13 protein-coding genes are annotated in these 13,475 nt (G+C 71.7%); 1 reads left to right on the top strand and 12 read right to left on the bottom strand.

Annotation, left to right across the window (positions count from 1 at the left end; all coding sequences use genetic code 11):
* Positions 1 to 11: 11 nt before the first annotated feature.
* Genes KALB_RS30785 through KALB_RS30820 form a run of 8 tightly spaced genes read right to left on the bottom strand, consistent with a single transcriptional unit; the run spans position 12 to position 8,161 of the window.
* The gene (locus tag KALB_RS30785; protein WP_081789617.1) at positions 12 to 1,493 is read right to left on the bottom strand and encodes a phytoene desaturase family protein; all 1,482 of its coding nucleotides are present in this window, start codon (positions 1,491 to 1,493) and stop codon (positions 12 to 14) included.
* Complete coding sequence (locus KALB_RS30790; RefSeq protein ID WP_025359525.1) at positions 1,490 to 2,263, bottom strand: 3-oxoacyl-ACP reductase family protein; 774 nt, start codon at positions 2,261 to 2,263, stop codon at positions 1,490 to 1,492. Before KALB_RS30790 ends, KALB_RS30785 begins: the two co-directional genes overlap by 4 nt.
* The gene (locus KALB_RS30795) at positions 2,260 to 4,476 is read right to left on the bottom strand and encodes a beta-ketoacyl-[acyl-carrier-protein] synthase family protein (RefSeq protein WP_025359526.1); all 2,217 of its coding nucleotides are present in this window, start codon (positions 4,474 to 4,476) and stop codon (positions 2,260 to 2,262) included. Before KALB_RS30795 ends, KALB_RS30790 begins: the two co-directional genes overlap by 4 nt.
* Positions 4,473 to 5,729 carry a beta-ketoacyl-[acyl-carrier-protein] synthase family protein gene (locus KALB_RS30800; protein WP_030108280.1) on the bottom strand — a complete coding sequence of 419 codons (1,257 nt, stop codon included), beginning with the start codon at positions 5,727 to 5,729 and terminating at the stop codon, positions 4,473 to 4,475. The genes KALB_RS30795 and KALB_RS30800 overlap by 4 nt, the downstream gene beginning before the upstream one ends.
* A complete protein-coding gene (locus KALB_RS30805; protein ID WP_025359528.1) occupies positions 5,726 to 6,121 on the bottom strand; it encodes a 3-hydroxyacyl-ACP dehydratase FabZ family protein in 396 nt (131 codons plus the stop codon). The genes KALB_RS30800 and KALB_RS30805 overlap by 4 nt, the downstream gene beginning before the upstream one ends.
* Positions 6,094 to 7,317, bottom strand: coding sequence for a beta-ketoacyl-[acyl-carrier-protein] synthase family protein (locus tag KALB_RS30810; RefSeq protein ID WP_025359529.1), 1,224 nt, complete (start codon positions 7,315 to 7,317; stop codon positions 6,094 to 6,096). The genes KALB_RS30805 and KALB_RS30810 overlap by 28 nt, the downstream gene beginning before the upstream one ends.
* The gene (locus KALB_RS30815; RefSeq protein WP_025359530.1) at positions 7,314 to 7,760 is read right to left on the bottom strand and encodes a hotdog family protein; all 447 of its coding nucleotides are present in this window, start codon (positions 7,758 to 7,760) and stop codon (positions 7,314 to 7,316) included. Before KALB_RS30815 ends, KALB_RS30810 begins: the two co-directional genes overlap by 4 nt.
* Positions 7,757 to 8,161, bottom strand: coding sequence for an acyl carrier protein (locus tag KALB_RS30820; RefSeq protein ID WP_025359531.1), 405 nt, complete (start codon positions 8,159 to 8,161; stop codon positions 7,757 to 7,759). Before KALB_RS30820 ends, KALB_RS30815 begins: the two co-directional genes overlap by 4 nt.
* Positions 8,162 to 8,394: 233 nt before the next feature.
* Here KALB_RS30820 and KALB_RS30825 point away from each other — a divergent pair, with 233 nt between their 5' ends.
* Positions 8,395 to 9,171 (top strand): hypothetical protein, encoded by a 777-nt coding sequence (locus tag KALB_RS30825; protein WP_148309720.1) that lies wholly within the window; start codon positions 8,395 to 8,397, stop codon positions 9,169 to 9,171.
* Between the two features lie 68 nt (positions 9,172 to 9,239).
* Here the strand turns inward: KALB_RS30825 and KALB_RS44435 are convergent, their stop codons facing one another.
* Genes KALB_RS44435 through KALB_RS47865 form a run of 4 tightly spaced genes read right to left on the bottom strand, consistent with a single transcriptional unit; the run spans position 9,240 to position 13,460 of the window.
* Positions 9,240 to 9,935, bottom strand: a complete 696-nt coding sequence (locus KALB_RS44435) for a helix-turn-helix transcriptional regulator (protein WP_025359533.1) — start codon at positions 9,933 to 9,935, stop codon at positions 9,240 to 9,242.
* Positions 9,932 to 11,980, bottom strand: a complete 2,049-nt coding sequence (locus tag KALB_RS30835) for a hypothetical protein (RefSeq protein WP_025359534.1) — start codon at positions 11,978 to 11,980, stop codon at positions 9,932 to 9,934. The genes KALB_RS44435 and KALB_RS30835 overlap by 4 nt, the downstream gene beginning before the upstream one ends.
* Positions 11,977 to 13,290: a glycosyltransferase family 2 protein gene (locus KALB_RS30840; RefSeq protein WP_025359535.1), complete on the bottom strand. Its 1,314-nt coding sequence runs from the start codon at positions 13,288 to 13,290 to the stop codon at positions 11,977 to 11,979. The genes KALB_RS30835 and KALB_RS30840 overlap by 4 nt, the downstream gene beginning before the upstream one ends.
* Positions 13,287 to 13,460 (bottom strand): hypothetical protein, encoded by a 174-nt coding sequence (locus KALB_RS47865; RefSeq protein ID WP_158510852.1) that lies wholly within the window; start codon positions 13,458 to 13,460, stop codon positions 13,287 to 13,289. The genes KALB_RS30840 and KALB_RS47865 overlap by 4 nt, the downstream gene beginning before the upstream one ends.
* Positions 13,461 to 13,475: the final 15 nt, after the last annotated feature.

Below are 13,475 nucleotides of genomic sequence, written 5' to 3' on the forward strand. Positions count from 1 at the left end.
GTCGTGTCCTCTCACAACTCGGGTCCACACTCGGTCCGCCCGGCGTCACGCAGCACCTGTTGCGCGGCGTGCCCGCCGGAGACGATCACGCGCAGCGCGCTGGCCGCCTGCGCCCAGTGCCCGGCCAGGTAGAGTCCGGGGATCGGCGTCTGGTAGCTCAACCTCTTGCTCCCGGCCTGCTTGGGCGTGTTCTCCCAGCCGTACGCGGCCCCGCGGTCGTTGCCGGTGTACCGCCGCAAGGTCAGCGGGGTCGAGCTGGACACGAAGGTCAGCCCCTCGCGGGTTCCCGGGTAGACCCGCTCCACCAGGTCCAGGTACCGCTCGGTCAGCACGGGGCGCAGTTGCGGCCACGGCGTGCCCGGTTCGAAGGGCGCCAGCGCGGTCGAAGTGATCAGGTGTTCGCCTTGCGGGGCAAGGGAAGGATCGAGCAGGGTCGGGGCGGCCACGACGGTGGCCGGGGCCTGGCCGCGTTCGAAGGCGCGGAAGGTGCTGTCGTGGTCGGTGCTGTCGAAGACGAAGGTCTCGTGTGTGCCACCGGTCAAGTCGTTGGTGGTGGCCAGGTAGAGCACGAACATCGACAGGGAGGGTTGCAGCGAGTTCAGTCGGCGCACGAACCGCGTGGGCAGGTGTTCCAGGCCCACCATGTGCCGGAAGGTCTGCCGAGCGTCCGCATTGGACACGACGACCGGCGCGCGAACGACCTCACCGCCATCGAGCACGACACCGGCGACCCGTTCCTGTTCGAGCAGAACCCGTTGCACCGCCTTGCCGTAGACGAGCTTGCCGCCGTCGCGAGTGATCGCCGCGGTGAACGCGTCGACCAGTCGCTGGAAGCCGCCGACGCAGTGGTACAGACCGTGCATCTGGGTGAACAGGAAGCGGGCGAACAGTTCGAAGGACAGCAGCGAGGGCGGCAATCCCATGTACGGCCAACTCGCGGTGCACACGGCGGCGCAGGCCGGGTCGGTGATGTACCGGTTGACGACCTGTGCCAGTGTGGCCGAACGGTGCGCGAACAGCACCGGGAACCGTTCCACCGCCTCACCGAGTTCACGCAGCGAGAGCTTGAGCGGGACCTGGTGCGCCTCGGCCAGAAACCGTTCGCAGAGCCGGAAGAACTCGCGGATTCCCGTCGCCTGGTGGGGAAAGGCCCGCACATGCGACTCGATGAACGCCTCAGCTCCGAACGGCGCGTCCAACCGGTGCGTGCCGACCACCGCCCGGTACAGCAGGTCGGATTCCACGAACTGGCAACGGTCCCGCACGTCCAGGTGCCGCAGCACGGTGTCGATCGTGCCGCCCTCGTTGGCGCCCGGCACCACGTGGATCGCCGGGTCGAAGTACCGGCCCTCGCGGGTGAAGGCGTGCGCGTACCCGCCGGGGCCGTCGCCCTGCTCCACCACCAGCACCTGAAGTCCCGCCCTGGCAAGGAAAGCTGCTGCCGTCAAGCCGCCGAGCCCGCTACCGACCACCACGGCGTCGTAGTCGGTCACCGCGGCCTGCCCAGGCCCAGCGCGGCCGTGGCGCCGCCGTCCACCGGCACGAGCGCGCCGGTCAGGTAGTCCGACTCGGGGCCGCTGAGGAAGCGCACGGCCTTGGCCACCTGCTCGACCCCGGCCAGTGCCCGCATCGGGACCTGGCGCCGGATCCCCCGCGCGGCCTCACCCCCGGCGAGATCACCGACCAGGTCGGTGGGCGTGAAGCCCGGCAGCACCGCGTTGACCCGCACCCCGAACCGGGCGTGCTCCACGGCGCAGCTGAGGGTGAAGGCGTTGATCGCTCCCTTGGACGCGGCGTAGTTGGCCGTGCCGACCCAGCCCCGCTCCCCCAGCACCGAGGACACGTTGACGATCACGCCGGAGCCCTTGGCCATGAAGTGCGGCAGCACGCTGGTGGTGCAGTTGAAGACCCCGCCGAAGTTGGTGTGCATCACCGGGATCCAGTCCTCCGGGGCCATCGTGTGCAGCAGGCCGTCCCTTGCCACACCGGCGTTATTGACCAGCACGTCCAGTCCGCCGAGCTCGTCCAGCACGCGGCGGGTCATGGCCCGCACCGCCTCGGCGTCGGCCACGTCCGCGCCGAAGGCCAGCGCCCGGCCGCCCTCCGCCACGATCTCGTCGACGACCTTGTGAGCGTCCACTTCGGACGTTCGGTAGTTGACGGCCACCGCGGCCCCGTCGGCGGCCAGCGCCCGGCACACGGCCGCGCCGATGCCCCGCGAGCCGCCCGTGACCAGCGCGACCTGGCCCGCCAGCGCGGTCATCGGTCCGCTCCCAGCAGCAGGCTCACGTGGGTCCCACCCAGTGAGGAGCTGTTCACCAGCGCGGTCCCGCCCGCCAACCCGTGCACGGCCAGCGCCGTGCTCAGCGCCCCGCCGACCCCTGCTGGCTCACCGAGCACGCGCTTCGGCTCGTACGTGGTGGGCTGCTCGGTGAACACGCGGTGCACCGCCCGCTGCTCGGCGCGGTCCGCCCACGCCAGCCCGCAGGCGTTGAGCCACAAGGTGTCGATCTCCTCCGGCTTGCTGTCCCCGTCGGCCATGGCGTTGTGCATGGCCCGCTCCAGACCGGTACCGCGCGGGTCCCAGGGACGCCTCGGCCTGCCGTCGAAGGCCGTGCCGGACCCGAGCAGTTCCGCCAGGACCGTGGCACCGCGGGCCAGCGCCGTGGATCGTCGCTCCAGAACCAGTGTGACGCTGCCCTCCGCGAGCAGGCAGGTCGGCGGCAGACCGTTGTCCGCGTAGGCCTGCACGACCTCGGCGGACACCGTGTCGGTGACGGTGACGAGCAGCGTGTCGCTGTGGCCGGTCGCCACCAGGTCGGCGGCGTAGCTGATCGCCGCGGCGCCTGTGGCGTGACCGACCGACAGGGTACTGGTCGGCCCGCGCAGGCCCAGGTGCTTGGCGACCTGCCCGGCGGCCTGGTTGTAGACGGTGTTGGGGAACACGCCGGGGTTCGCGGCGGACCGGCCCTCGGCGAGCAGCGGCAGGGCGAAGTCCGCCATGGCCTCCATGGGCCCGTTGCCGGTGCCGAACACGATCCCGGCGGACTCCGGGTCAGTGATCCCCGCACTGGCGAGGGCCCTGGCCGCGGTGATCACGCTGAACACGGCGAGCCGGTCCATCCTGCGGCGTGCACGGCGGTCCAGGTGCGGATCGGGGTCGACCCGCACCCCGCACCGGACGGGAACTCCGCGGCGCAGCGCCTGCCACGCGGACTCGATCTCGTTGCCAGCAGGCGTGATCACCGACATGCCGGTGATCACCACGCGGTCGGCTGTGGGTTCGGGGACCCGCCAACTGCCCGGCTTCGCCAGCACGACCGAGGCATTGGCGCCAGCGAAGGCAAAGCTGTTCGACACGGCGAGGTCGGCCTCGAACCGCCGCGCGTCACCGGCGACGTAGTCCAGGTCGCAGTCCGGGTCGTGCCGGGTGTAGCCCGCGGTCGGCGGGGCCACGCCCTCGGCCAGTGCCCGCACGGTGACGATCGCCTCCACCGCCCCGGCCGCGCCGAGCAGGTGGCCGATCACCGACTTGGTGCTACTCACCAGCAACTGGTCCGCGTGGGCGCCGAACGCCAGCCGGATCGCCTTGGTCTCGGCGCTGTCGTTCCTGCCGGTGCCCGTGCCGTGCCCGTTGACGTACCCCACCTTCGAGGTGCGGGCGCCCGCTCGGGCGAGGGCGGAACGCATCGCTTGTGCGGCAACGGATCCGTCCGGACGCGGCGCCGTCACGTGGTAGCCGTCGGCGGACAGCCCGTAGGCCAGCACCTCGGCGAGCACCGGCCATCTGGCGTCCTGGGCCAGCACGGGACTGGCCAGGGCCACCATGCCGCTGCCCTCGCCAAGGGACAGGCCGGACCTGCTGCCGCAGTACGGGGCGGCGGCCTGTTCGGAGAGCGAGCCGAGCGCGTCGAACCCGGCGAACGCCACCTCGGACAGCCCGTCCGTGCCACCGGCGAGCACGAAGTCGGCCCGCCCCAGGCGAATCAGGTCGGCGGCGAGGCCGATCGCGTTGGTGCCCGAGGCGCAGGCGGTGTTCACGGCGAGCACCGGGCCCTGGAAGCCGAAGTGGACCGCGAGCGCCTCGGCGAGCGCCTGTGGGGTGCTGCCCGCCACCAGACGCGGGTCCACGTGCTCGCTGGACACCGTGGCCTTGAGCCACTGCCAGGCGCTGATCACCCCGGCGTTGCAGGTCCCCAGCACGACGCCGCAGCGCTCGGGCGGGACGGACCGAGGCAGCTCACCGAGCGCCTCGTGCGCCGCCGCGATGGCCAGTTCCAGTGCGCGGTCGCGACATCCTGTGCCGCTGAACGGGATCTCGGCCACCTCACCCGCGACCCGCGTGCGGTACTCCTGCATGGGCAGCCCGCGGACCGGGCCGATGGCCACGCGCCCGGAGCGCGCGCCCTGCCACAGATCCTGGGCGCTGGGGCCGAGTGCCGTCACGGCCCCGGTGCCCACCACGGCGATCGTCATGTCCTGCTCCTCTGTGCTGCCCGACCGAGTACGACGGCGACCTGCTGCCCCAGCAGGCCGCGCGCGAGTGCGACCGCCGTGCGCACCCGCAACTCCCTTGCCTGGCCGAGGACCCATGGCGCGGCGCAGTCCACGTCGACACGCTCCAGGTTGAGCAGCGGCGGCACCGCCGAGGCGTCGACCGCCAGCGCGCACACCGCCGCGTTCAGCGCACCGGCTGCGGCCGTGAGGTGACCGGTAGCGGGCTTGACGCTGCTGGCGCAGTACCCCGTTTCGCCGAAAACCTCGCGCAGCGCCCGCGCCTCGCTGACGTCGCCGAGCGGCGTGCCCGAGCCGTGCGTGGCCACGTAGTCCACTTCGGACGGATCCGCCACGCGGCGCAGGGCGTCGGCCAACGGGGCGCCAGTCGGGTCGGGGGTGGCCAACCCGTGCGGGTCGAAGGTCGTGCTGGCCGCCCGCACCGTGGCGTAGACGTGTGCGCCTCGCCGCCGGGCCGACTCCTCGGACTCCAGCACGAGGAACGCCGCACCTTCCCCCAGTACGGTCCCGCTGCGCCGCACGTCGTACGGACGGAACTCGCCGTTCGAGGCGAGCAGGCCGAGACCGTCCATCTTGGACATTGACCACCAGGACACGGCGTCGTCGGCGCCACCGGCGATCGCCAGGTCGGACTCACCGCGCGCGATGGACCGGTACGCGCGGGCGACCGCCCACGCGCTGGCGTCGGCCGTGCCGTGGAAGTACGTGCTTGGCCCGCGCGCTCCGAAGATCGAGGACAGGTAGAACAGCGAGGCCGACTGGAGCCCTTCGAGGTAGAACCTCGGCGAGAAGGCCGAGCGCGCGTTGCGTCCGAGCAGTCCGTGGTCGGCCGTGCCGTCCTCGCGCCGTGCCGACAGGCTGGCGGTCATCAGGTCCTCGGGCCGCGAGATCTCCTTCGCACCGCCCACGAACACCGCGAACCGATCGAGGTCGACCGCAGTGGTGTCGACACCGGAATCCTCGACGGCCAGCACCGCACCGGCGATGGCCAACTGGTCGTTGCGGGTGGTCGTGCGCAGCAGGCGAGGACTGGCGAACCGCTCCGGATCGAACTCGGCGATCTCCGCTCCGAGCTGGCAGTGGAACGGGCTCGGGTCGTACGAGCGGATCGGGCCGATCGCCGAGTCACCGGCCAGCAGCCGCTTCCAGGTCTCGGCGGTGCCAAGGCCCAGCGGGGTCAGCAGCCCGATCCCCGTCACCGCAACGGCTCTCATCGCACCTCCCGGCGCAGGACGAGCGCGTCCGCCGTCGTGACCACCCGGTCGCCGACCGACACCGCGGCGCGGCAGGTAGCCGTGTCCCCGGCGATGCCGACCACGTCCACCCGGATGCCCATGGCCTGCCCCGGTCGCACGAAGTGCCGGTAGCGCAGGCGATCCGCCCGCACCAGCGTCCACCGGCCGTCCACCTCGCCGAGCGCCAGCCTGGCCACGGCCACCATGTCGTCCAGGATCAGCACCCCGGGCAGGACGGGGCGGCGCGGGAAGTGCGAGCGGAACACGTCCAATGTGGACGCCACGTTGCGCACGGCCATGGCGTGCTCCCCGGGGTCCAGCGCGATCACCTTGTCCACCGGGGTCATGCGGCCCGCCGCACGGCCAGGCACGCGTTGCTGCCACCGAAGGCGAAGGCGTTGACCAGCGCGGCTCGCACCGGGTGCGGCCTTGCGCGCAGCGGCACGTGGTCCAGGTCCAGGCGCGGGTCCGGGGTGTGCAGGTTGATCGTCGGCGGCAGCATCCCAGTCCGGATCGCGCCCAGCGCAGCCAACAGGTTGACCCCGGCAGCCGCCGAGGTGAGGTGCCCGGTCATCGACTTCGGCGAGCTGACCGGCACCCGCGTCCGGCCGAACACCTGCTTGATGGCAACGGTTTCGCTCAGGTCGTTACCCCGCGTCCCGGTGCCGTGCGCCGCGATGTAGTCGATCTCCGACGGGGCGAGCCCGGCCTCGGCCAGCACGCTGCTCATCGCACTGATCGCACCGCCGCCGTCCGGCGGGGAGTCGGTGAGCCGGTACGCGTTGAGCGAGCTGCCGTAGCCGACGAGTTCGCCGTGCACACGTGCGCCACGGTCCTGGGCGGTGTCCCATTCCTCCAGCACGACGAGCACCGCGCCCTCACCGAGCACGAAGCCCGAGCGGGTCGCGTCGAACGGTCGGCACCCGTCCGGGCTCAGCGCCCCGAGCAGGGTGAAGCCCAGTACGTCCATCCACGTGGTGAGCGCGTCGAACCCGCCCGCCAGCGCCAGGTCGCAGTCACCGTCCTGAATGGACCGATATGCCTCGCCGATGGCGTGCCCGGCACCTGCGCAAGCCGTGCTGAGACTGAGCACCGGCCCACGGCAGTCCCCAGCGAGCGCGATGGAGCGCACGCCAAGGTTCTGTTCCCTGCGCAACACCTCGCCTGGCGCCTGCCTCGGCAACTCCCCAGCGGTGGCCAGCCGGTGCGACATGTCGACCAGGTCCTGCAACTCCGGCCGCCCCACCGTCGCACCGACCGCGGCACCTCGCCGGTGCGGCGGCACCAGCCACCAGTCGGCGCCAGCGTCGTCCAGGGCCTGGTACGCCGCGGCGACCCCGAACTGGGCGGCACGCGAAAGGTGCCGCCGCGAGTGGTCGGCGGGGATCGCCGACTCCGGGTCGAATCCTCTTACCTGACCGGCGATCCGCACCGGGAAGGTCCGCGCGTCGAACGTGTCCAACCCGGTGATCCCGCACCGGCCCGCCCGCAGTCCGTCCCAAGTGGACTCCGCCGTCAGCCCCAGCGGGGTGACCGCGCCCACGCCGGTGATCGCCACGCGCCTCACCGGGCACCACCGGTCAGCGCTTCGAGGCGGCACCCCAGCGCGGCCGGATCGTCCAACTCCTCGCTGGGGATCAGCGCGCACAGGATCGTGTCGGCGGCCAGCACCTCCTGGCCGTCCACCCGGACCGTGCCGGAGATGGCGGCGGTGTCGGCGCCGAAGGACTCGACTACCCCGTCCAGCACCAGGACGTCGCCGGGCCGCACCGGAGCGCCGAACCTGGTGCGGTCCACCGACAGCAGCGCCGCGCTGCGGGACAGCCCGGTGGAGGCCAGCACCAGCCAGTTCCCCGCCTGGCACAGGGCCTCCAGGACCAGCGCGGGCGGCATCTCCACGCCGCGGCCGTCGTCGCGCCAGTACTGCTCGGCGAACGAGGTGAGCTTGCACGCGAGCACCCGCCGCCTCGGCTCGATCAGGTCGATCCGGTCGACCAGGTGGAAGTTCACCGCACCACCTCGGCCGAGAGCCTGGCCAGCACGAGTCGCACGAGGTTGTCCACGGTGAACAGGCCCATCACCTGGTCGGCCTTGAGCCTGCCCACCAGCGCGGCCGTGTCGATCTGCGGCATCACCAGCTTGAGCTGCGCCAGCCCCGCCGCCGTGACGATCTCGCTCTCGTCGCCGAACTCCTCGTCCGGGATGCCGCCCTGCACGTACTCGGCGAGCTCGGCGGCCTCGATCTTGACCTGGAGGCCGCGCTCCAGCCGGAACAGGATGTCCAGCAGGTCGATGGACTCGGCGCCGAGGTCGTTGATCAGCGTGGCGGGACCGCTGACCTCCTCGGGCTCCAGGCCCAGCGCGTCCGCGATCGCGGTGTGCACGACGACAACGGGATCCCGGTCGACCATGGCCAACCCCTTCCAGTGCCAGTACTGTTCGATGCGGCGTAGATGAGGCTGGGCGCCCGCCATTACGCCGCCACAACGGGAAATTCCCGCGACTCCCCCCGCTGGGTGAGCACCGCTCACCGTGCTGGGGTGTTGTCCCCTTCCTGGCTTCCCACAACACGTTCGCGCCACCGAGGGTTGCTGCCGTGCCCCTCGCGTCGCGGCGGGCTCCCCAGGTGAGGAAGGAGATCGGAGTGCGATCAAGGATTGCGCGCAGGGCGCTGGCCGCGGCCGGGGTGGCCGGGCTCGGGCTGGTGGTCGGAGCCGCCCCCGCGTTCGCCGAGGAGACCGGCAAGGCCTACGCCAAGGCGGAGGTGATCCGCGGCTCCGTGCTGGGCACCGCGATCAGCCCCGTGCAGGTGGAGTACCCGCCGGGCGGCAAGATCACCCAGCCCACCGTCGACCTGGGTATCGCCCGGCTGGACCTGGTCGGCCTTGGCGCGGCGGCCAGCGGGGACACCGCCAAGGGGTACTCGAAGGCGGACGTGAACTACGCCGACGCCAAGCTGACCGTGGGCATCCCGGGCGGCCCCCGCGTGGAGATCACCGAGGCCTCGCTCGACGTGGGCTGCACCGCTGACGGCGGTGACCTCAAGGGCACCTTCAACCTGGCCAGTGTGCACGTCAGGGTGGCGCTGCTGCCCGGTGCCCCGCTGGTCGACGTGCCCGTCGAGGTGCGGCCCGGCAAGCAGACCGGAGTGCAACTGCCTGGTGGGCTGGGCGAGGTCCTGATCAACAAGCAGACCGAGAAGGAGGGGGTCATCACCGTCACCGCCCTGTCGGTCAACGTGCTCGGTGAGAAGGGCGTCTCCCTGGAGTTCGCCAAGACCACCTGCGGCCCCAACGTGCCCAAGCCCCCGGTGCCGCTCGGTGACGGCGTAGCCATGAGCGCCGGTGGCGCCGCCCTCGCCGGACTGGTCGGCTTCGGCCTCTACCGCCGCTTCCGCAAGGACCCGATCACCGCCGAGTGACCCGCGCCATGAAAGTGCCGTTCGTGGCGTTAGATGCCTCGAACGGCACTTTCATGGCACCAGGGCGCTCACCGGGTGAAGCGGTCGACGAAGCCGGACTTGTAGGCCATGGCCACGACCTGGGAGCGGTCGCGGGCGCCGAGCTTGCGGGCGGTGTTCTTGACGTGGGTCCGCACGGTCTCCAGCGAGACGCCGAGCGCGGCGGCGATGCCGTGGTTGTCCATGCCCTCGGCGATCAGGTGCAGCACCTCGGACTCGCGCGGGGACAGGGCGCCGCCCGGTCCACCGAGCCCGGCGAGCCGCACGGGCCTCCCGGTGCGCAGCTCGGGCGTCACGAACGGCCGGCCAGCGGCGGTGTGCCGGATGGCGTCGAGCAGTTCGGCGGGCGCGACGGTGCTGGAGACCACGGCGTTGGCCCCGGCCCGCCTGCCCAGCGAGGCGCGCACGGTGGGCGGGCCGCTGGGCCCGAGCACGAGCACGACGCCGACCCCGTGCCGGGACGCGAACCGGGTCACCGAGCACAGGCTGGGGTCGATCTGCTCGTCGAGCACCACCATGCTGGGGTGTCGCATGGCGATCATGTTGACCGCCACGGACATGGAGCAGGTGACCCCGGCGAGGACCACGCCGGTGGCGCGTTCGAGCACGCGGGCGATGCCCTCGGCGGTCAGCGGGGCGCGGCCCACCACGAGCACGCGGGGCGGGGCGACCCGGCCCGCCAGTGGCTGGACGGGGGCGAGCTGCTGGGGCACAGCGCTGGTCATGACTGGTCACCTCGGGGATCGATCAGCTCGTAGACCTGGCCGCGGTCGATGTCGGAGACGGGGCGGAACCGCTGCCCGCCGGTCGGCGACTTCAGCTGCGACACCAGGTCCGGGGAGTCCTGGGACAGGTACACGTAGCGCAGTCCGCGCTCGTGCAGTGACTTGGCCAGTTGGTCCACACTGGACACCGCGGGCAGTACGGAGAGCGCGCGCCGCATGTCCAGGCCGGTGGTGGTCAGGGTCTGCCAGAGCGGGGCGTTCTCCAGGAACGCAACGGGCGCGTGGCCGACGAGTTTGTCCTGTAGCCGCTGGGACTGCTCCCAGTAGGAGATCTTCTGGCGCTGCTCGGCCGGGGCGACCGCGGCGGTGATCACGTCGCCCGCGGAGCGCTTTCCGGGCGTGACGTCCCAGTTGCCCGCCGTGGTGGCCCACGAGGCGTTGAAGGTCAGCCCCAGCACGGCGAGGCCGGCGAGCACGGAGGCCAGTGCGGACTTGGCCTTCGCCGAGAGCTTGGGCTCCTGGCGCAGCCGGTGACGTGCGCTGTCCGAGAAGGCGGGGGCACGCAGCGAGGTGGCCAGCACGGCGAGTGCGACGGTGCCCGCGACGGCCAGTGGCAGCGAAAAACGTGGCACGACGTAGGAACCGGCCACGAACGAGGCGAGGACCAACGGCAGCAGGCCGACTGCGGCGTCACGGTGCCTGCTCGGCCTCGCGTAGAGCCACAGCAGCGCGGGCAGGGCCAGGAACAGCCACACCACGCCGAGCCCGCCTTGCTGGTAGAGCAGGTTCCAGGGCTGGAAGGGTGCGGTGACGGCCGAGCCCCACATCTTGACGGCGGCCAGCGGGGCCGGGTCGGTCTGCCAGGCCTCGGGCAGGTTCACCGTCTGGTAGAAGTAGGTCGGGTCGATCGGGCCGGGCATCGGGCCGAAGGCCATGGGCCACAACGGGGATCCCCAGTGCCACCAGGTGCGCAGGTACCAGAAGGAGCCAAACAGCAGCAGCGGCACGGCCATCGCCAGGGCGAGGCGGGTGGCGCGGCGTGAGGCGCAGCGGTCCAGGCCGATGCCCTCGCCGGGGCGCTGGCGCAGGTTGTGCCAGCGGACGTGCAGCATGGCGAAGACCAGGACGACCAGCAGGGTGACCCCGCCGAAGGCGGCCCCGGTGGCCTTGATGCCCGCGGCCAGGCCGAAGCTCAGGCCGGACAGCAGCGCGTAGTTGCCGGTTCCGGTGCACAGTGGACGGTCACCGCCACCAATACCTAGTGCGGCAACGGCGAACTGGGCACCGGCCACGACGGCGGCGCACATCGCCACGTCCACGTAGTTGGTGTCCAACTGGAGCAGGGCGGCCGGGATGGTGATCACGGTGCAGGCGGCCAGCACCGACCAGGCGGCGCTGGCGCCGAGTCTGCGGCCCAGCCCGTACCCGGCGAAGCCGAGCAGCACGGCGAAGGCCAGCTGGGTGACCTGCGTGTACTGGAGGTCACCCCGGAACACCGCGCTCCAGGTGGAGATCAGCTCGGCGTCCTTGGGGTACGAGTCGGCCCAGATCACGGTGTAGGGGTTGGTGCCCGCCAGGTCCAGGAACGGGCGGGACAGCGAGCCGGTGCGCACCCACTGGGACACGCTCACCAGGTGGTAGAAGATCGAGTCGTAGTCCTTGGGCGGCAACCGGACCGCGACGAACAACCGGTAGCCCAGCGCGAGCATGGCGCCCAGGGCGGCGATCCACACCAGCGGGGCGTGCAGCGCGTTGGGGTAGGGCGGGGCGAACAGCCGCAGCGTGGCCATGAACCCGCGGTTGGCCATCGGCACGAACAGCGCGACGATCGCGGCGGCGACGCAGAAACCCAGTGCTGCCAACAACATCGGCTCGGAGCGCAGGCCGCCGAGCAGGCCGAGCAGCTTGCCGAGCGTGGCCAGTGCCAGGAAGAACAACACCAGCACGGCCGTGACCACGTCGGAACGCCTGCGCAGGCCGAAGCAGGCGGCCAGCAGCGCGGCGCCGAAGAGCACGGCGGCCAGCGCGATCAGCAGTCCGATCATGCCGCCTCCGAGCGGGCGGGGGCCGGCACCGCGCTGCGCGTTGTCTTGGCCCAGCCCGAGTAGCCCTCGATGATCTTGCCGAGGGCGCTCCACGCGGCGGCGATCGTCACGTAGCCCGAGGCCACCAGGGCGTGTCCGTACAGCACGGCCTTGAACCGGCTCGTGCCGGAGTCGCGCCGCGAGTAGGCGTACCCGGCCACGATGTGCGGCAGGAAGGACAGCAGGTACCAGACGAGCACGAACAGCACGCGGGACAGCCCGGAGGAGCCCAGGAACTGGTCGGTCCCCACATAGCTCCACACGAAAACGGTCTGCAACAGGGTGTAGTGGAAGATCAGTGACCAGGGCAGCACGGTGACCCAGGGCATCAGCACGTACAGGGAGGCCTCCAGCGCGGCGATGTGCGAGAGCTTGGTGGAGCGCCACACCGCGGGCAGCCGGTTGATGCACATCATGTGGCCCTGGTACCACCGGGTCCGCTGGCGGATCAGCCGCCGCCAGGTGTCCACGGCCTCCTGCTCCACCCAGGCGTGCGGGGTGGTGACCAGCGCCCAGCCCTTTGCCATCAGGCACAGCGCGAGGTCCAGGTCCTCGGTGAGCGAGCTGGACCACGGGTCGCGGCCCAGGTCGATCAGCGCGGACAGCCGGGTGAACTGGGCGTTGCCGCCGAGGCTGACCGAGCGGGTGTAGGACCGGCCGTACTGGGCGATGGCGGCCACCGACCAGAACTCCACGTCCTGCATGCGGGTGATGAACGAGTCGCGGTTGCGGATGCGCACGGCGAGTTGCGCACCGCCGACCGTCGAGTCACTGAACAACCGCAGCACGTGCGGGATCGCGCCTGCCGAGACGCGCCCGTCCGCATCCATCACGCACACCAGCACCTTCTCCGGGTCCAGCCCGCGCTTGCGCACATCGGCCATCACGTGCCGGTACGCGTGGTTGAGCGCGGCTCCCTTGCCCTTGCGCGCGTCGGGCAGGATCCGGCGCACCAGCAGCATCTGCCCGCCGCCCGCGGCACGGGCCTGGCCGACCGTGTCGTCGTCGGAGCCGTCGTCGATCACCACGACCCGTGAGCCGGGGGCCTCGCGCAGCAGGGTGCGCACGGTGTCCCCGATGACCCGCTCCTCGTTCAGGCAGGGCACCAGGAAGTACAGCTCCATGCGCGGGGCGTGCGGCACGACGCCCGCACGCCGGGTGCGCTCGTGCTCGCGGCGCTGCACGCGGGCGTAGCGCATGCCCAGCACCATCGCCAGCAGGAAGTAGCACAGCCCGATGGCGATGACCACGCCGGAGACGACGCTGATCACTTGTCCCGCCGCCGCTTCATCGACCCGGCCCGCACCAGCACCGCGCCGGTGATCAGCAGGATCGCGCCGCCCATGCCGATGGACAGGGAGTTGACCCCGGTGGCGGCCAGGGTGGCTGTGGCGAGTCCGGCCCCGGTACCGCCGATCGTGATGGGTCCCACGGTGTACATCAGCTCAGTCCTTCC

This window comes from Kutzneria viridogrisea DSM 43870 (assembly GCF_000525635.1).
Lineage (GTDB): Bacteria > Actinomycetota > Actinomycetes > Mycobacteriales > Pseudonocardiaceae > Kutzneria > Kutzneria viridogrisea.

Excerpts from the sequence above, each read along its gene's own strand:
- KALB_RS30790 (WP_025359525.1), bottom strand. The coding sequence starts at position 2,263 with ATGACCGCGCTGGCGGGCCAGGTCGCGCTGGTCACGGGCGGCTCGCGG.
- KALB_RS30795 (WP_025359526.1), bottom strand. The coding sequence starts at position 4,476 with ATGACGATCGCCGTGGTGGGCACCGGGGCCGTGACGGCACTCGGCCCC.
- KALB_RS30800 (WP_030108280.1), bottom strand. The coding sequence starts at position 5,729 with ATGAGAGCCGTTGCGGTGACGGGGATCGGGCTGCTGACCCCGCTGGGC.
- KALB_RS30820 (WP_025359531.1), bottom strand. The coding sequence starts at position 8,161 with ATGGTCGACCGGGATCCCGTTGTCGTCGTGCACACCGCGATCGCGGAC.
- KALB_RS44435 (WP_025359533.1), bottom strand. The coding sequence starts at position 9,935 with ATGACCAGCGCTGTGCCCCAGCAGCTCGCCCCCGTCCAGCCACTGGCG.
- KALB_RS30835 (WP_025359534.1), bottom strand. The coding sequence starts at position 11,980 with ATGATCGGACTGCTGATCGCGCTGGCCGCCGTGCTCTTCGGCGCCGCG.
- KALB_RS47865 (WP_158510852.1), bottom strand. The coding sequence starts at position 13,460 with ATGTACACCGTGGGACCCATCACGATCGGCGGTACCGGGGCCGGACTC.